We start from the raw sequence: 18627 nt of genomic DNA on the forward strand, positions 1-18627 counted from the left end.
CGCGCCGCCTGCTGCTCCTGGTCGCACTGGTGGCCGTGTGCGTTCTGGCGCTGCGTGGTGGTTCATTTCATGTTCTTCGTTCCTGGATCAACTACGCCCTGCAAATGGTCACGCGTGAATCTTTGTCTTTGCCCTACCCTGCTCCGCCTTCGCCGGAGGAATGGCGTAGTCTAAAGGCGCTGGAGCGGCTGGCTGATGTGCGTGCGCGGCTGCTGCCGAAGCTGCAGGAGGAACTGGCGGCGCGGAAGTGTGCGCTGGGTCAGCCGGCTTTCATTCGCATTTTCAAGGAGAGCCGTGAGCTGGAGCTGTGGATGCAGGGGAGCGCGGGCGAATGGCGGCTGTTCCGCAGGTATCCCATCGCGTGTTTTTCGGGCACGCTGGGGCCGAAGACGCGTGAGGGGGACCTGCAGGCACCGGAGGGTTTTTACAGCGTGACGCAGCAGCAGATGAATCCGGCGAGCAGTTATCACCTAGCGTTTAACATCGGGTATCCGAATGCGTATGACCTGGCGCAGCAGCGAACGGGCAGCCTGATCATGGTTCACGGGGATGTGTGCAGCGTGGGGTGCTTTGCGATGACGGATGCGGTGATTGAGGAGATATATCTGGTGGTGGAGGCGGCGGTCAGCGGTGGTGGGAGCGTGGCGGTGCATTGTTTTCCGTTTCGGATGACGGCGGAGAGGATGGGGAGCGCGGAGGAGGCGAACCGGGAATTTTGGCGAGGGCTGCAGGGAGGCTATGATGTTTTTGAAAGGGAGAAGCGGGTGCCGGATATTGCGGTTGTGGGTGGGAGGTATGTGGTTAGGTGAAGGAGTGGTGGTGGAGATGCCGGGGCGTTTGTGAGGGGAGCGCGGGGAGGTGGACAGGATTAACAGGATGCAGGATTACAGGATGGACGGAGGTGGAGTGGTGCGGTTTTGGAGAGTCAGCGGACGCGCGGGCCGCACATGGAATGTGCGGACCACTCCGCGGTGGGTGATGGAGAAGCGGGTGCCGGATATTGGGGTAGTGGGTGGGAAGTATTTGGTTAGGTAGAGGAAGTGGTGGTGGAGATGCCGGGGCGTTTGTGAGGGGAGGTGGACAGGATTAACAGGATGCAGGATCACAGGATGAACGGAGGTGGAGTGGTGGGGTTTTGGAGAGTCAGCGGACGCGCGGTCCGCACATGGAATGTGCGGACCACTCCGCAGTGGGTGAAGTGGTACGGTGGGTAGAAAGACGGGGGCTCAATGGGCTGATGGGGGTGGATTTTTTTGAGGGAATTTTATTCGGTGTTCGACCTGACAGGCGAGCCCCCCTATCCTCTGGTGACCCAACAGGCGGGACGCCTGTTCTACGATTTTATGAACTCACTTACGCTTACTGCTGCCAGGACTTTTGAATGGACCACGCTGCCGGAGGCTCTGGCTCCGGGACCGGGAGAGGCGCTGGTGGGGATTCGGGCGATTGGGATCTGTGGGACGGATTTCAGCGGGTATCTGGGGAAGATGCCGTTCATTGAGTTTCCACGGATTCTCGGGCATGAGCTGGGGGTGGAGGTGCTGGCGGTGGGTGATGGGGTGACGCATGTGCAGGCGGGGGATCGGTGCTCGGTGGAGCCGTATCTGAACTGTGGAGAGTGTCATGCGTGCCAGCGGGGCTGCACGAACTGCTGTGAGACGCTGCAGGTGCTGGGGGTGCATTGCGACGGGGGGATGCGGGAGCGGATGGTGCTGCCGGCGCACAAGCTGCATGCGTGCAATGCGCTGGACTTTGAGCAGCTGGCGCTGGTGGAGACGCTGGCGATCGGCTGCCATGCGGTGAACCGGGCGCAGGTGGCTGCGAGTGATGACGTGCTGATTGTTGGCGCGGGGCCGATCGGGCTGACGGTGCTGGAGTTTGCGCGGGCAGCGGGGGCGGCGATCACGGTGCTGGAGCTGAATGCGGCGCGGCGGGAGTTTGTGGCCAAGCACTACGCAGGGGTGAAGGTGGTGGAGACGCTGGCGGATGAGGAGGCGTTTCAGGTGGTGTTTGACGCGACGGGGCATGCGGGGTCGATGGCGGGGACGCTGAGGCATGCGCGGTTTACCGGAAGGATTGTGTATGTGGGGATCACGAAGGAGCCGGTGATGATTGATGATCCGCTGTTTCACCGGAGGGAGCTGACGCTGCTGGCGAGCCGCAATGCGGTGGCAGCGGATTTCCCGAGGATTCTGGGGATGATTCAAAGCGGGCAGATTGATACTAGGCCGTGGATCAGCCACCGGTGCGAGTTTGCGGAGCTGCCGGGGGAGATGGAGGGGTGGCTGAAGCCGGAGGCTCGGGTGATCAAGGCGGTGGTGTCGGTGGGTGGATTAGGGGCTCTTACTGCTTGAGAGGCTGAATCATTGGATCGATCCGTGCTGGTCGTGAGATCCGTGGCTCAAGTCCGGAGTTTTTAACCACGGATTTCACGGATTATCACGGATGACAGAGGCTGAATCATTGGATCGATCCGTGCTGGTCGTGAGATCCGTGGTTCAATGTTGAAATTTACAACCCATGAAAACAGACAAGATGCTTTACCGCCCCCAGTCGGAGTCGATTATCGGCGCGGCGATGCTGGTGCTTAACACGTTGAAACCCGGCCTAAACGAAAAGGCTTATGAAAATGCGATGGTCATCGAGTTGAAGAAGCGGGGGCACCGCATCGAGCAACAACGACGGTTTGATGTTTATTACGACGGTCAGTGGGTGGACACGCTGGTTCCTGACCTGCTGGTGGATGATCTTATCATCATTGACCCCAAGGTTGTCACCGACTTCAATGAGACCCACATCGCCCAGATGATGGGGTACCTCGCCATCACAGGGTTTCGACTAGCCCTCCTGATCAACTTCAAACATGCCGACCTTCGCTGGAAACGCGTCGTTAACTGAATGAGTGGCCGACCTCAATTTTTTCAGAACTCTCAAGCACGGATTGTCACGAATGACGGAGATTGGGAAAATCGGCATTCGTCATTTGGCTGCTCTACTGTACCATCTCTCCCACTACTGTTTAACAACCCTCCCCTTCCCCTCCAGCCATGCCTACTCTTACTGTCCAGCCACGCGCGCGTCTTTTTCACGGTCACCTTTGGGTTTATGCGACGGAGATCCAGAAGCGCTTTGGGGATCCGAAGCCGGGGGATGTGGTGCATTTGCAGGATGTGAGGGGGAAGCCGCTGGGGAGCGCGATTTACAATCCGCAGTCGCAGATTTCGGCGCGGCTGTTTTCGTATCGTCGGCAGGATCTGGACCTGGACTTTTTCACGCGGCGCATCCAGCGGGCGATGAAGGTGCGCGAGGCGGCGGGAGTGGATTTGAACCTGTGCCGCATCGTGTGGAGCGAGTCTGATGGGCTGCCCGGCCTTATTGTGGATCGCTACGGCGACTTCCTGGTGCTGCAGACGCTGACGCTGGCGATGGATCTGCGCAAGGACCTCATCATCCAGGCGCTGAACGATGTGCTGAAGCCACGGGGGATCGTGGAGCGCAACGAAGGGGCAGTGCGCAAGGCCGAGGGCATGGAGCAGATCAAGGGTGTGGTGAGCGGTGAGACGCCGACGCCGTTTGTGGTGCGGTATCAGGGCAGCGCGTTTCATGCGGACCTGCTGGAAGGTCAGAAGACGGGGCTGTACCTGGATCAGCTGGACAACTACCAGCTTGTGTCCGCCCTCGCGAAGGGACGTCGGGTGCTGGACTGCTTTTCGAATCAGGGCGGCTTCGCCCAGGCCTGCGCGCTGGCGGGTGCCAGTGAGGTGACGGCGGTGGACATCAGCGAAAGCGCCACGGAGGTGGCGAAGCAGAATGCGGCGATTGCCGGGGTGCAGATCAACTGCATCGCTGAGAACTGCTTCGACTTCCTCAAGCGCAACGAGGCGGCGGCGGCGCGGTATGATTTGATCATCCTTGATCCGCCGTCGTTCACGAAGACGAAAAGCTCGGTGCGAGATGCGCTGCGTGGGTACAAGGAGATCCACCTGCGGGCGATGAAGATGCTGGAACCGGGCGGAATCTTTGCAACCTTCACGTGCTCCCACCATGTGAGCGCGGAGGAGTTTCACAGCAGCATCACGGATGCGGCGGTGGATGCGAAGAAGACGCTGCGGCGGGTGACGACGTACACGCAGCGTCCGGATCATCCGATCCTGGCGACGATTCCGGAGACGGAGTATCTGCGCGGGTATGCGTATGAGGTGGTGGCGAGCTGGTAGAGGTGAAACAAGCAGCCATCTGGGCTACGCCCTCTCGAAATCAAAAACCATGCATCTTACCATTGCAGCGGCCTCCACAGCACTCTTCTCGACTTGGGTGTTTGTGGAGAACTTTGGCCTGCTCTTTGATGCCGGAGATGGCATCAGTGCATCGTTAGGTCAAAAGGGACGCAAAGTACGGCACGTGTTCGTCACTCATGCGGATCGGGACCACGTATGCGGACTGCTTCAGCTCCATCAACTCAACGCACGTGATGGCATCCCTCATATCTTCTATCCGAAGGATTCCGGTTCATTTCCCGCGCTGAAGGACTTCATGGAAAAATTTGATCCTCAATCCGGCCCGGCCACGTGGAGAGGACTCGCACCGGGAGAAACGGTGCCGCTGGATAAAACGCATTTCATCGAAGCCCGCACCTCGGAGCATGTCACGATGGGAGATCTCACGAAATCTCTCGATTACACGCTGTGCGCGGTGCGCCGGAGTTTGAGGCCGGAACTAACAGGAATGAACGGCGCGGAAATCGGAGCACTGAGAAAGGAGCACGGAGAAGACGCTGTCACCGAACCTCAGATCGAAAAGCTCGTCGGATACTCCGGAGATGCACCGCAGCTGCGTCCTGAACGCTGGTCCGGAGTCAAAATCTTGTTTCACGAAGCCACATTCCTGGCTCCTGAAACCGCACGCAGTTCCCACTCCAACCTTCCCGATGTGATCGCTTCAGCGGCCCAACTTGATCTTGAAGCTCTGGTTCTCCTCCACTTCTCAGCTCGATACAAAGCCGACGAAATCGTGCAGGCCGTCCGTCAGCACGCTGCGGCCGCGAAGGTCGGTTTTCCGGTGTTCGTCATCTTGCCGGGTCAGGTTTATTCGGATCTGCTTTCAACAGAACCTGTTTGGGAGCCGGGTTGCTTTCTTGATCGGGAAGACTGCGAAGAGCGCCAGGAAGGGCTGATTTAAACCGCAGAGAATGGACGGACGCAGAGATTTGTGTTTGAGATGGTGGAGCGGGGTGGCGGTGCTGGGGAATGTGGGGGCCGGGGTGATTGAGGGGGCGCTGATCGACAGGCATGAGTGCTTATCGTACTGATCTGGAGGCGGGATCATGAGGGTGTCTGAACAACACGGTCATCAGGAGAGGCTGCGGAAGCGGCGGCTGCGTGTGTGGTGCTCCGAATTGGCCGGGTGCGCGGGGCGTTTCTCCGGAGTGAGCTGAAGCTCACGAGTGCTTTATTACTCGGTGATAAGCTTGTTGAGCGTGTAGTAGGCCATGCGGTGCCAGAGCGGGGTGCCGTCTTTGGACTTGAGCTGGGGGAGCTGGAATTCGTGGACGTAGCCGGGGCGGAGGGTGGTGGGGCACTGGACTTCGAGGGTGAGGCCGTCGGGGCTGAGCTGGGCGGAGTCGATCTTGAGGGGCTGGGTGTCGAGCTCGTCGCCGCCGTATTTGCTCTGGAAGGGGTAGGTGTAGCTGGTGCCGGTGAGGGTGGTGAGGGAAGCGGGATCTACCGGGAGGGTGAAGGTGAAGCGGAAGCCGGATTGGGTGAGCTGCAGGGTGCGCACTTCGAGCGGGGTCTTCTGCGTCCAGACGATGCGCTGGAGGCCGAAGGGGCGATTGCCTTTGCTGTTCCAGCCGCGGTTTGACTGGCCGACGACGAGGGAGCCGTCCTGGAGGAAATTGAGCCCAAGTGCGGCGCACTGAAGGCCGTCAATAAATGGGAAGCAGGCGCCCTGGTATTCGCCGCCGACTTTTTCGAGGAAGACGCGGTTCACGCCGCTGAGGACGAATTCGCCGAGGAAGAGCTGCTTTTCGAAGGGGCCGAATTTGCCGGGGCTGAGATCGCAGGCGATGCCGGTGCCGCTCTGGCCCATTTTCACATAAGGGAGCCAGACGGCGGGCGGGGTGTAGCCCTGCACGGTCTTCATGGCTTCGGCGACGGTGATGCCGTCGGGCTGCTTGGGCGCGATCTTGACGGGCGATTCGGGACGCATGGCGTCGGGGATGGAGTCGGCGTGGGAGAAGTAGGCGCCTTTGCGTGCGTGCATCAGCGGGGTGGTGGGCATCCAGTTGCCCTGCTGATCGGTGATGAAGATGTCGCCTTCGGCATTCTGGCCGATGCCGCAGGGGCTGCGGAAGCCGGCGCAGAAGGGTTCGAGTTTTCCATGCGGGGTGCTGCGCACGACCCAGCCGCGCCAGAGGGGATGCTTTTCTTCATCGCCTGCGCCTTTCCAGGCTTTGCCCATGCTGCAATTGAGCGAGGTGTAGAGATTGCCTTCTTTGTCGAACACGGGGCCGTAGGCGTACTCGTGGTAGGCGCCGGAGACGCCCCAGCCGGTGGAGGCGCAGAGGTATTCGTCGGCCTTGCCGTCGGCGTCGGTGTCGCGCAGGCGGGTGACTTCGGAGCGCTGGGTGGCATAAAGTGCTCCATCATGCCATGCGAGGCCGAGGATCTCGTGGAGGCCGGTGGCGAAGAGCTTGAAGCCGGGCCTGGCGGTGTCGGTGGGATTTTGGGAGATCCAGACTTCGCCTTTGCGGAGGCCGACGGCGAGTTTGCCATCGGGGAGGATGGCGATGCCGCTGGCTTCGAAGTTGACGCCTTTGGGGAGCTCGTAGGTTTCGGTGCGGTAGTAGGCGGACTGGTCCTGGGCGTTGGCAATTGAAGCGAGGGCCAGGAGACCAAGGATTAGCCGCAGAGGGGCGGAGAGGCCGAGGGAGCAGAGGCGATGGACGGAAGCGTGCGGGCTTCGCTGGCGGGCTGTGGTCTGCGAGGATGGCGCGGACTCACGCTGCGGGCTGAGGACAGCCCGCCCTACCTGAATCAAGTTTACCATGACAGGATCTCCTTTGTTTGCTGGCCGTTGATGGTGATGATGTGCTCGAAGCCGCCTTTGACGGGGCGGAGGGTGTCTTCGATTTGCCGGCCGTTTTCGCGGTAGCGGAAGGTGGGGATGCCGTCTTTGCCGAGGGTATAGCCGCCGTAGGTGCGCGCGCTGGCAGATGCTGGCATTAGCTTGACCTCGGTGCCGAGGGGTTTGATGGGGGGCATGGAGCGGTCCTGCCAGTTGCTCATGGCATCGAGGAAGCGGCCTTTCCAAATGATGGCCCAACGGCTGGTCTTGGCATCGAAGGCGGCATTGAGTCCGCCGGGGAAACCGACACCGATGGCGTGGGTGCCGACGCCTTCGATGAAGCTGCGGAAGATGATGGGGCGCTTGCCGGCATCAGGCTTCAGCTCGAAATCGGCGGAGGACATGAGGCCTTCGGGCAGCGGCTGGCCTTCGATCTCGCGGAGGTAGGTCCAGATGCTTTCGATCTCCTGATCGGCCTTTTTGCGGCCGACGAACATGGGAGGCATGACGGTGCCGGGCTGCGTGACCTGGGGATTGAGGAGGAGTTCTTTGAAGTACTCGGGCTGCAGGCGCTCGGCGGTGTGGGTGAGGCGGATGACGGGCGGGCCGAGTGATTTGCGATCCTTCATGCCATGGCAGGAGACGCAGGCGAGGCCCTTAGCACCGAGGAGCTGACGTCCGGCTTCGGCGCGGTGATGCTTGGCGAGGCCGCTGACATCGATCTGGAAGGGTTTTTCCAAGGCATCGGCTTCATTGAGCCAGGTGATGAGCATTTCGGTTTGTTCGCGGCCAAAGCTGGGCATGCGGGTGTCCATGTAGGGGCGGACGCTGCCGTCTTTGCCCCAGAGGATTTTTTCAAACCAGCCGCGGGTGAGCTTGCGCCCGACTTTGTCGAGATTGGGCGGGAGATTGCCGAGCTGGCCGAGTGACTCTGCGGTGGAGTCGTTGACGCCGAAGTATTGGGCGCGGGGATCTTCGGGGCCGCCCTTGCCATCGCGATCGTGGCAGGCGTAGCAGTTGAGGCGGGTGAGCTGCCAGTCCACTTTCTCCTGCGCGGTGAGTGTGGGGGCGTCTTCTTTTTGGATGAGGGCCAGAGCGAGGGTGATGGCGCGTTTTTCGAGGGCGTTGAGATCGTAGCGAGGAGTGCCGGAGGGTTGTTTTTCGGCGAGGCAGCCGAGGGTGGGAGAGAGGGCTTTGAGGGGTTTTGTGGCGGTGGATTTAGCTGAGCTTTCAGAGGCGGCTAAAGACGGGACTGCATCACTCGTTTTGTGGCAGGCGATGCAGTTCAGCTTTTGGAAGAGTTCGCGGCCTTTTTCGATGGTTTGTTTGGGGAGCTTGAGGGCTGCGCGGGCGGCGGCTTTTTCGGCGACGCGGCCGACGTGGAGGTAGGCGGCGATGTCGGAGGCCTGCTGGGCGGAGAGGCGCATGTCGGGCATGCGGCCTGAGGGGCGGACGGAGAGAGGATCGTGGAGGAAGTGGGAGAGGGCGGTAAAGTCGTAGGCGTCTGCGAGGGCGATGGGCACGGAGGCATTGCCGGGTTTTTCGACTTCGGCATCTGCGGCCACTTTGGGAGGGCGCACGTCCTTGGCGGGCTCATGGCAGGCGACGCAACCGACTTTGTGATAGAGGTCCTTGCCGCGCTCGGCATCGCCAGCGGGGACTTTGGGCAGGTCTTGTTTCAGGCTGCTGAGGTATTCCACGAGGGCTTCCACTTTTTCGTCATCGCCTTCGGCACCTGCGAACAAGCCGGGCATCTGCGTGCCTTTCTTGCGTGACTGCGGGCTGCGGATCATGAGCCAGAGGGTGTCGGGATCAAGGCGGGAGCCCACGGCACTGAGATCGGGGCCGGGCTTTGGCTTGAGGCGCTCCTGCCATGACTTCGGCACGGCATGGCAGGTGGTGCAGTTGAGCTCCGCGAGGAGCAGCAGGCCGCCGTTTACCAGTGATTCGTCCGGGTCTTCGGGAATGTGGAACTGATCGAAGGTGTAGACGAAGGCGTGATTGATGGGCTCGGCCTGGAGAGGATGGGCCTGAACCTGGCCGCAAAAAAACGCAGAGGCCGCAAAAAGGGTCCAGAGTTTTGAGGTATTCATTTTTGCGTGTTCTTGCGTCGCTTTGCGGCCATTCAGATCCGATTTAAATGCCCATCTTGGCACGCTCGGCGTCGAGGGCTTTGATCCAGGGTGCGACGAAGTGGCCGGAGTCGTGGTAGGTGCGGCCGGAGTACATGTGCTGGTCGATGACGCAGGGTTCATTGACATAGATGCCGCCGCAGATTTCGAGGTCGAATTTGCACTTGGCGACGGTGGCCATGCGGAGGCCTTTGACGATGTCTGCACGGGCGGGGATTTCGACGCCGTGGCAGACGCTGGCGCAGGGTTTCTTCTGCTCCCAGAACCACTTGGTGATGCGGAGGAGATCAGCGTCTTCGCGAATGTACTCAGGGGCGCGGCCGCCGCTGAAGAAGATGCCGACGTATTCCTCGGGATTGATGTCTTTGAAGGCGATGTCGGCATCGATGCTGTAGCCTTCCCACTCCTTGGTGATGGTCCAGCCGGGCTTGATTTCGTGCAGCACCATCTGGTATTTCCGCTTTTCCGGCGCGGCGACGACGGGCTTGTAGCCTCCCTCGATGAGGCGGTAGAAGGGGTAGAGGGTGTCAACGGTTTCGGTGGCGTCGCCGACGATGATGAGGACTTTGGCTTCGGACATGGTGTGTGGGTGGAGTGTTGGTGTGTTGATTAAAGATTGGTGACGAGATTGTCGAGATGGTTCTTTGCGCGGACGATTTCCGCGGTGGTCTCTGCGGCGGTGGGGAGGATAGGGATGCCGCGGGGGGTGGGGTGCATGAAGATTTCGGTGGGGCCGGTGAACTTGATGGCTTTGAGGGCTTGCAGCAGGGGTTTCCAGTCGAGTTTGCCGCGACCAGGGAGCTGCTGGAGTTCTTCGTTCTTGGGCATGGGCTTGAAGCAGCCGTGACCAAACTCCCAGGCGTAGAAGAGGGTCATCTTTTGGTCGATGTGGGTGATGAGATCTGAGAGCAGCTTTTCATCCTGCGGGAGATGGTAAGGGGCGAAGGCGATGCCGATGCCGGGGATGCTGCGGATGTCATCGGCGAGCCAGCGGAGGGAGTCGGGGGTGTCGATGAGGTTGTTGACGTGGTTTTCGATGCCGAGGGTGAGGCCGTTTTCCGCAGCGAGCGCGGCGTGGGGTTTCATCTTTTCCACGAAGGCTTTGACGTTCAGCTTGAGCTGCTCGGGGGAGACCTTGTAGTCCCCTGCCCCGCCGGTGACGATGAAGGTGCCACCGAGTTTTTTCACGATGCCAATCTCTTCGGTGAGTCGGAAGGGGCCGAGGTCATAGCGGGTGGTGCCGCCGAAGGTGAGGCCGTGCTGCTGGAGCATGGCGGCGAATTTGTCGTGGCCGATGGCGTCGATCTCCTCGCGCTGGGTGCCGTGTTTTTTGGGCCAGAGTTCGATGCTGGTGGCGCCGGTCTTTTTGACTTCGGGCAGAATTTCCGTCAGGGGAAGGCTGCCATACATGGAGGAGGCGAGCATGTAGTTCAGCTTCCACGGCGGTGCGTCTGCCGCAAAGGCTGGAGCGGCGGAGAGAGCGGAGAGTGTTTGCAGGAAGCGACGGCGGCTGGTCATGGGGGAGTAAACGACGAGGAGGGCGCGTCTTCATTCAGACTTTGATTTGGGTTCTTCAGGTTTTGCGGCGGGGTGGAGGAGGTCGATTTAGCACCTGTACAAGAGCGGGATTCCGACGACCTGGCCGCAGACGCATGCTGGCGAAGGTGATTCGAGCGCCCCTCACCCCGGCCCTCTCCCCGAAGCCGGTCTTAGAGCAGTGTGATCAGGGGCGGGTAGAGGGAGACTGATTTGGCATCGCTGGATTTATAGCGATTGGCAAAACTCGTTTCCTAGGAGGGCGAGTTTGGGGAGGTTCGGTTTGCCGCAGAGAGGCAAAGGAGCAGAGGGAGCGGAGATTTATCTCAAACGTGACTGCATGCCGTGGCCACGCGGTTTTGCTGGAGTCGAATGCCGAAGGGAGGGAGGAATCGAATTTGAACCGCTGATGAGACGCTGACATGACGCTGATTCAGAATCCGGAATCCAGAATCTGAAACCTGGGGACTTATGGCGTGCGTTGTGAAACAACGCAGCTGCGTCGCTCGGACGACCAGAGGCGGCATCGGAGTGCCGCGCTCCCAGGGCAGCAGATTCACTTATCCTGAACGCGTTCGAGCTGGGCACCGAGAGCGGCGAGTTTGTCGTCGAGGTGTTCGTAGCCGCGGTCGATGTGGTAGAGGCGGTTGATCTCGGTTTTGCCTTCGGCGACGAGGCCGGCAAGGACGAGGGCGGCGGAGGCGCGGAGATCGGAGGCCATGACGGGAGCGCCTTTGAGGACGCTGCCGCCGCGAATGCGGGCGGTGGCGCCCTGGAGGTCGATATTGGCCCCCATGCGCTTCATTTCGGCGCAGTGCATGAAGCGCTGCGGGAAGATGGTCTCGGTGATGGTGCTGGTGTCATTGATGACACAGGCGAGGGCGCACATCTGCGCCTGCATGTCGGTGGGGAAACCAGGATAGCAGAGGGTGGTGAGATCGAAGCCTTTGGCGTTTGGATTGGGCTTCACGGTGATGCTGTCCTTGGTGATGTCGATGGGGAAGCCGCATTTGATCATGGCATCGGTGACGGCTTTCATGTGCTCCGGCATGACGCGCTTGAGGGTGACGCCATCACCAAGCATCGCACCGGCGACGAGGAAGGTGCCTGCCTCGATGCGGTCCGGAATGACGACGTGCTCCGCGCCATGCAACTCCTTCACGCCTTCAATGGTGATGCGGTGGGTGCCTGCGCCTTCGATCTTCGCGCCCATCTTGATGAGGAAGTTGGCGAGGTCTTCGACTTCGGGCTCTGCGGCGGCGCCTTCGATGATGGTGGTGCCCTTGGCGAGCACGGCGGCCATCATGACATTGTCTGTGCCGAGGACGGTGGAGCCGTGCTTGCCCATGAGATTCATGGGGCCTCCCTTGAAGCCTTTCTTGGCATTCACGAAGATGTCGCCGCCTTCCACGGTGATCTGCGCGCCGAGGGCTTCGAGGCCTTTGAGATGGAGATCCACGGGGCGGTCCCCGATGACGCAGCCGCCGGGGAGTGAGACCGTGCATTTTTTCAAACGGCCAGTGAGGGGGCCGAGCACGCAGATGGAAGCGCGCATTTTGCGAACGAGATCATAGGGCGCGACGGATTTGATCTTCTCCGCCTTCACAACGACGACGCCGCTGGCGCGCTCGACCTCGGCACCGAGTTCGCCGAGGATGCGGACCATGTAATTGGTGTCGCTGAGATCGGGGACGCGGCGGATGGTGCAGGTGTCCTTGGTGAGGAGGGTGGCAGCGAGAATGGGCAGCGAGGAGTTCTTAGAGCCGCTGATGTTGATGCGGCCCTTCAAAGGTGCGCCGCCTTGAACGATGAGTTTTTCCATGTGTGAGTGCTTTGTGCTGCGGAAAGAGGCAGTGGCAAGCCATTCTTCGAAATCCTCGCACAAGAAAGACTGCTTGAAAAAAAGTTCTTGCCGAGTCGGATTACATGCGTAATCCGTGGATCACATTTGTAATCCAACCATGGCTCGCCGAACTCCCCATCCCCCTGCCCCGAAGATTTCTGACGCCGAATGGACGGTGATGAATGTCTTCTGGCAGCGCGGGACGAGCACGCTGGCGGAGGTGGTGAAGGAGCTGGAAGGGCGGCTGCACTGGAAGCCGCGCACGGTGCAGAGCCTGATCCGCCGACTGGCTGACAAAGGGGCGCTGGCGGTGGAGGCAGTGGGGCGTGAGTTTCGCTACACGCCTGCGGTGGCCCAGGACCAGTGCCAGCATGAAGAGAGCCGGAGTTTTCTGGACCGTGTCTTCAATGGCCGCCTCACGCCCTTCGTGGCCGGGCTCATGGAACGTGAAGATGTGACGCAAGATGACCTGGCCGCGCTGCGTGAAGTGCTCAACCAGGCCGAGAAGAAACTTAAAAAGTAATCCACCCATGAATGCCGATGCCCTCCTCCACTGGCTGCTGCGCACGTCGCTCGAAGCGAGCCTCCTGATACTGGCCGTTCTGGGGCTGCGGCTGATGCTGGGGACGCGGCTGAGCCCGTCATGGCGCATTGGCTTGTGGCTGCTGGTGGGGACGAAGCTGATGCTGCCGGCTTTTATTCCGGCAGGATTTGGGCTGGGGGCGTGGTTCCAGCAGGATGAGGCGGCGCGCATGACTGAGGCGGCAGCGCCAGTCGTTGCAGCGGCGGATGTGCTGAGAACTGCTGACGCGGAGAACGTGCGGATTGTTTCTGAATCCATCGGTGGTGGGGCTGAAACTGCGGGAATGATTTCTGGGTACACGCTGGCGTTGGGAGTGTGGCTGATGGGGGCGCTGTGGGTCTTTGCGGCAGCGTTGTATCGGCAGCGGCGGTTTGAACTGGAACTGCGTAAGCGTCCGCTGGCCACGGCTGCGCTGCTGCGGGCACTGGTGGCGAGTCTTTGCCAGAAGGCGGGCGTTCGCAAGCAAGTGCGCATCGTCCTGATGCCTGCGGGCAGCACTCCGGCGGTGGTGGGCATCATGCAGCCGAGCATCCTACTGCCGGAGGACTGGGAGACGCGCTTTGATGAACGCAGCCTGCGCCATGTGCTGCTGCACGAACTGCTGCATGTGAAGCAGCATGATCTGGCATGGAACTGGGCCGCGACGGCGGTGCAGGCGCTGCATTGGTTCAATCCGCTGGTGTGGTTTGTGGTGTCGCGCTTTCAGGCGGACCGCGAGCTGCGCTGCGATGCAGGGGCGCTGGCGCTGCTGTCACCCACGGAGCGGCTGGACTACGGGCACACGCTGCTGCGCATTCAGGAAAGCTTTTTCGCACCACCGGCCATGGCAGGGTTGGCCCCATGCGTGCGCAACCACCCCACCCTGCGCCAACGCATTCATATGATCGCCCACCCAACCGCCCGCCAGCCCGTGATTCAACTGCTGCTCGTCCTGACGCTCAGCGCTCTTGTTTGCTACTCCTTCACCACGGCGCGTGCGGTGGAAAATGAAGTGCCCGCCAAGGAACGCACACGGGAGGGCTCGCGCGCACCTGCGGCTGAGACGAGAAATGCTGCAGCCACGGGCCGTGAAGCAGGCACCGCCACCCGCACGCGTGAAGCCGAGGGTGGCAGCCAGAGAAGCGGCATGCGCGATGGTGAAAAGCCGCGCTCTACCGAAGGCGATGGCACACGCAAGCCCGGCGCACGCGATGGCGAAACGCCACGCTCGGGAGCGCGCGATGGTGAAAAGCCGCGCTCGGGGGCACGCGATGGTGAAAAGCCACGCTCTGCCGAAGGTGATGGCACACGCAAGTCTGGTACTCGCGAGGGCGACAGCGGCAGGAAGACTGGGGCGCGTGAGGGTGATGGTGGCAGAAAAGAAGGGGCACGTGACGGTGAGGGCAACCGGAAGACGGGAGCGCGTGATGGAGACAAGGCCACCTCTTCAGGCGAGACGATCACGCTCAAGGTGATCAAGAACGGCGAGGCCGTGATGGTGGGAGAGACGGAAGTCTCGATGGGAAGACTGCGCGGGCACCTGAGCACTTTTCTGCCCGAGCATGCCGGAGCCAAGGTCGTGGTGACCGGTGATGACAATGTGCCGCTGGGGGCGCTGCATAACACGGTGGATGCCGTGAGAGATAATGGGAACAGGAATGTGGGGATCAAGGCGGAGTAGCCGGAAACTGGGCTGTCAATTTTCGTGGGGTCATGTCCACGGCGGGTGAAGCAGCGGGTTCAAATGACGAATGAGTCGGTCTGAATGACGAAATAACTCCCGATGTCGAAGCCGGATTCTAACCTCCACTTTATGCCTGGTTCGTCATTGGGACTTCGGCAGTCTTTGGTCATGCTGGCTTGGGCATTCGGCTTGTCTCTGTCCTCCGAGGCTGCGACGCCTCAGGAGATCACGGCGGCGATCACGAAGGCTGTTTCCTTTTATCATGCCAAAGCCGCGGCTCATGGGGGTTACGTGTATCGTTACAGCGCAGACTTCACTCTGAGGGAGGCGGAGGGGATTCCGGGAGCGGACACGATCTGGATTCAGCCGCCGGGGACGCCTGCGGTGGGCATGGCGATGCTGGATGCCTATGAGGTGACGAAGGATGAGAAGTGCCTGGCGGCTGCGGTGGCGGCGGCACATGCGGTGTCGCGCACGCAACTGGCTTCGGGAGGCTGGGATTACTCGGGGCATTTTGATGCGAAAAACCGTGCGGTGCAGCTTTATCGGCATGATGCGGATGGCAGGCTCATCGAGCGGAAAAAAGCACCTGAGGGTGAAGGTGGGTGGGAGGTGTGGAAGCGCCACCAGAACAAGAACAACTACTCCACCTTTGATGATGATGTCTCGCAGGCGGCCACGCGGCTGCTGGTGCGCGTGGACCATGCGCTGGGCGGCAAGGATGCGGAGATCAAGAAGGCGGCGGATTATGCGCTGAGAGCGATCCTGGCGACGCAATATCCGGCGGGTGGATGGAGTGCGAACTGGGACACGTGGCCGACTGCTCCGCCGCCGGTGGCCAAGTATCCGGTCAAGGCGGGGAGTTATCCGGCTGAGTGGCCGCGCAAGTGGCCGAAGGATTTCACGGGATGCTATGTGCTGAATGACAACACGCACGCGATGCTGATGAGCACGCTACTTCTCGCGTGGCAGCTGCGGGGGGATGCGAAATACCTGGAGGCGGCGAAGCGCGGGGGAGATTTTCTCATCGCCGCGCAGATGCCGGAGCCGCAGCCGGCGTGGGCGCAGCAGTATGATGCGGAGATGCACCCGGCGTGGAGCCGGGCGTTTGAGCCGAGTGCGATCTGCGGGCGAGAAAGCCAATCGGCGATGTGGGCGCTGCTGAGGCTGGCGGCGGCGACGGGAGACAAGAAGTATCTGGCACCGCTGCCGCGTGCGCTTGCTTATTTGCGGAAGTCGCTGCTGCCGGATGGGAGGCTCGCGCGCTACTATGAACTGCAGACGAACAAGCCGCTGTACTTTGAGCGTGGTGAAGGCGGCAAGGGATTTGTGCTGACTTATTCTGATGCGAAGGCCTCCTCGAACTATGGCTGGAAATGGGAGAGCGAACTGGAGGCGCTGGAGAGTTTCCGACAGAAGATTGAGCGCGGGGAGGCGGCGGTGTTTCCACGGGTGGAGAAGGAGCGCTGGGCATCGCCGCCGACGGAGGCGGACGTTGCGACGATTTTGAAGGAGCAGCAGGCGGATGGCTCGTGGCCGGTGACGGATGAAGAGCGGGGATGGATGCGCGACGCGGGCGGGAAGAAAACGCGGCCTGCGGGCGGGGTGCTCTACAGCCTGGATTTTGTGCAGAATGTGAGGGCGCTGTGCGTGTGGCTGAAGGCGCAGTAGATGCTTTTATTTGTAAACACTGACTGACACTGACTTTCACTGATGATCCGAACCATGAGAACTTCGTCCGCAGAGCGTTTTCAATTATTCCATGACCTTGCTGCCTTATGCTCTCGGGAGCGGCGGAAAGATTGCCCCCTCACCCCAGCCCTCTCCCCGAAGAGCAATGTTTGTTGCCGTCGTGAATCAGGGGCGGGGAGAGGGAGGGCCGCGTTTGGCGCTCTCTGCGTTCTTTTGATCTCTGGTGCGCTTCTCCCTGCGGCGGAGAAGTATGAGAACGAGACGCCGTGGTCGTATCAGCGGATTCTGAGGCCGGTGGTTCCGGTGGTGAAGGATGGGGCGTGGCCGAGGGATGACATGGACCGGTTTATCCTGGCGAGGCTGGAGAAGGAGAATCTGCGGCCGATTGGCGATGCGGCGCGGCTGACGCTGATACGGCGGGCGTCGTTTGATCTGCGTGGACTGCCACCGACGCAGGAGGAGGTGGAGCATTTTGTGAAGGATGCGGCGGCGGATGATGTGGCGTTTGCGAAGGTGGTGGATGCGTTTTTGCAGTCGGAGCGTTTTGGCGAGCGGTGGGCGCGGCACTGGCTGGATGTGGTGCGGTATGCGGACAGCGTGGGCCGGGTGTGGAATGCGCCGTTTACGTATGCGTGGAAGTATCGCGACTGGGTGATTGATTCGCTGAATGCGGACAAGGCTTACAACCGATTCGTGGCGGAGCAGATTGCGGGGGATCTTTTGCCGGCGACGACGGTGCTGCAAAAGCGGGATCAGATTGTGGGCACGGGCATGCTGGCGCTGGGCAGTGTGAATTTGCAGGAGGGGGACTATGAGCAGTTTGTGCTGGATCAGGTGGATGACCAGATTGATGTGGTGTCGCGGGCGTTCATGGGGCTGACGCTGAGCTGTGCACGCTGCCATGACCACAAAACGGAGCCGGTGAGCCAGAAGGATTATTATGCGCTGGCGGGCATTTTTTACAGCAGCCGCACGCTGCCGGGTCAGGCGAATCGCAGCGACATGAAGGGCTCGGGCTATGTGGATCCGGAGATGCTGGTGGATCTGCCGACGAAGCTGGATGAGGCGGTGGGCCCGCCTGCGAAGCTGCCGGAGGGGATTCATTCGATGGATGACATCCGGGCGCTGGGGAATCCGAAGACGACGATCCGCTACGATGTGGATCCGCACTTTTGCATGGGGGTGATCGAGGGAGAGATCAAGGACTGCGAGCTGGCGGTGGGTGGAGATCCGCATGATCGGCAAGCGGCACCGGAGCGCGGCCAACTGGGACTGCCTGCCCTGCCGCAGCTGCCGAAGATTCCGGCGAAGGCCTCGGGACGGCTGGAACTGGCGCAGTGGATGACGCAGGCGACGCATCCGCTGACTTCGCGCGTGGCGGTGAACCGGATCTGGCAGCATCTGTTTGGTGAAGGGATCGTGCGCACGGTGGATGATTTTGGGATCACGGGGAGTGACCCGACGCATCCGGAGCTGCTGGACCATCTGGCGATCCGGTTTGTGGAAGGCGGGTGGTCGGTGAAGAGGATGATTCGTGCGATGATGCTGAGCCGCACGTACCGGCTGGCGAGCACGGGGAATCCGGAACATCCCGATGCGGGAAACAAGCTGCGGTGGCGCATGAATGCGAAGCGGCTGGAACTGGAACCGCTGCGGGACACGCTGCTGCAACTGGCGGGGAAGCTGACGTTTGACCGGCCTGAAGGCATCCAGGTGGCGGGCACGGGTGGCAAGGGGCGACATGGTTTGACGCGCGGGTTGCTCAGTGTGGAAGACGGGTATCGCACGATCTATTTGCCGGTAGTGCGGGACAATGTGCCGGAACTTTTCAGCACGTTTGATTTCCCCGGACCGACGCAGATCAAGGGACAGCGCGATGTGACGACGGTGGCACCGCAGGCTTTGTTTTTTATGAACAACCCGATGGTGGAGGAACTGGCGGGCGAGATCGCGGCGAAGGCCGGGAAGGATGTGAAAGCGGTCTATCGGCTTGTGCTGGGACGGGAGCCTTCGAGCGAGGAGTCGCGTGATGCGGGTGAGCTGGATCTGCAGACGCTGGTGCAGGCGCTGCTGGGAACAGCGGAGTTTCGATATGTGTTTTAACCTTTCATTT

Annotated in this window: 14 protein-coding genes; 9 read left to right on the forward strand and 5 right to left on the reverse strand. The window is 61.0% G+C overall.

Features of this window, described 5'->3' with window-relative positions:
- From ACILSL_RS12530 to ACILSL_RS12550, 5 genes are all read left to right on the forward strand, one after another.
- Window positions 1–809: murein L,D-transpeptidase family protein (locus ACILSL_RS12530; protein ID WP_395732377.1), on the forward strand; the 809-nt coding region annotated here is incomplete at its 5' end.
- Window positions 810–1343: 534 nt separating this feature from the next.
- Window positions 1344–2354, forward strand: coding sequence for a zinc-binding alcohol dehydrogenase family protein (locus ACILSL_RS12535; RefSeq protein WP_395732378.1), 1011 nt, complete (start codon window positions 1344–1346; stop codon window positions 2352–2354).
- Window positions 2355–2520: 166 nt separating this feature from the next.
- Window positions 2521–2898 (forward strand): GxxExxY protein, encoded by a 378-nt coding sequence (locus ACILSL_RS12540; protein ID WP_395732379.1) that lies wholly within the window; start codon window positions 2521–2523, stop codon window positions 2896–2898.
- 149 nt (window positions 2899–3047) lie between these two features.
- Window positions 3048–4217 (forward strand): class I SAM-dependent rRNA methyltransferase, encoded by a 1170-nt coding sequence (locus tag ACILSL_RS12545; protein WP_395732380.1) that lies wholly within the window; start codon window positions 3048–3050, stop codon window positions 4215–4217.
- A gap of 49 nt (window positions 4218–4266) precedes the next feature.
- Window positions 4267–5178, forward strand: a complete 912-nt coding sequence (locus ACILSL_RS12550) for an MBL fold metallo-hydrolase (RefSeq protein ID WP_395732381.1) — start codon at window positions 4267–4269, stop codon at window positions 5176–5178.
- A gap of 273 nt (window positions 5179–5451) precedes the next feature.
- Here ACILSL_RS12550 and ACILSL_RS12555 read toward each other — a convergent pair whose 3' ends face one another.
- The 5 genes from ACILSL_RS12555 to murA form a co-directional block, all read right to left on the reverse strand.
- Window positions 5452–7047 carry a hypothetical protein gene (locus ACILSL_RS12555; protein WP_395732382.1) on the reverse strand — a complete coding sequence of 532 codons (1596 nt, stop codon included), beginning with the start codon at window positions 7045–7047 and terminating at the stop codon, window positions 5452–5454.
- Window positions 7041–9158, reverse strand: coding sequence for a c-type cytochrome (locus ACILSL_RS12560; protein WP_395732383.1), 2118 nt, complete (start codon window positions 9156–9158; stop codon window positions 7041–7043). Before ACILSL_RS12560 ends, ACILSL_RS12555 begins: the two co-directional genes overlap by 7 nt.
- Before the next feature lie 43 nt (window positions 9159–9201).
- The gene (locus tag ACILSL_RS12565) at window positions 9202–9777 is read right to left on the reverse strand and encodes a DJ-1/PfpI family protein (RefSeq protein ID WP_395732384.1); all 576 of its coding nucleotides are present in this window, start codon (window positions 9775–9777) and stop codon (window positions 9202–9204) included.
- A 29-nt stretch (window positions 9778–9806) separates the two neighbouring features.
- Entirely contained in the window at window positions 9807–10715 is a 909-nt protein-coding gene (locus ACILSL_RS12570; RefSeq protein WP_395732385.1) for a sugar phosphate isomerase/epimerase family protein, read from the reverse strand.
- A gap of 574 nt (window positions 10716–11289) precedes the next feature.
- Complete coding sequence (gene murA, locus ACILSL_RS12575; protein ID WP_395732386.1) at window positions 11290–12555, reverse strand: UDP-N-acetylglucosamine 1-carboxyvinyltransferase; 1266 nt, start codon at window positions 12553–12555, stop codon at window positions 11290–11292.
- A 139-nt stretch (window positions 12556–12694) separates the two neighbouring features.
- On the opposite strand from murA, the gene ACILSL_RS12580 reads away from it, so the two are divergent.
- From ACILSL_RS12580 to ACILSL_RS12595, 4 genes are all read left to right on the forward strand, one after another.
- On the forward strand, window positions 12695–13099 hold the full coding sequence (locus ACILSL_RS12580) for a BlaI/MecI/CopY family transcriptional regulator (protein WP_395732387.1): 405 nt from the start codon (window positions 12695–12697) through the stop codon (window positions 13097–13099).
- A 7-nt stretch (window positions 13100–13106) separates the two neighbouring features.
- Window positions 13107–14819, forward strand: a complete 1713-nt coding sequence (locus tag ACILSL_RS12585; protein ID WP_395732388.1) for a M56 family metallopeptidase — start codon at window positions 13107–13109, stop codon at window positions 14817–14819.
- Window positions 14820–14990: 171 nt separating this feature from the next.
- Window positions 14991–16493: a polysaccharide lyase gene (locus tag ACILSL_RS12590; protein WP_395732389.1), complete on the forward strand. Its 1503-nt coding sequence runs from the start codon at window positions 14991–14993 to the stop codon at window positions 16491–16493.
- Window positions 16494–16850: 357 nt separating this feature from the next.
- Window positions 16851–18617, forward strand: coding sequence for a DUF1549 and DUF1553 domain-containing protein (locus ACILSL_RS12595; RefSeq protein ID WP_395732390.1), 1767 nt, complete (start codon window positions 16851–16853; stop codon window positions 18615–18617).
- Window positions 18618–18627: the final 10 nt, after the last annotated feature.

Source organism: Prosthecobacter sp., from assembly GCF_044222345.1.
GTDB lineage: Bacteria > Verrucomicrobiota > Verrucomicrobiia > Verrucomicrobiales > Verrucomicrobiaceae > Prosthecobacter.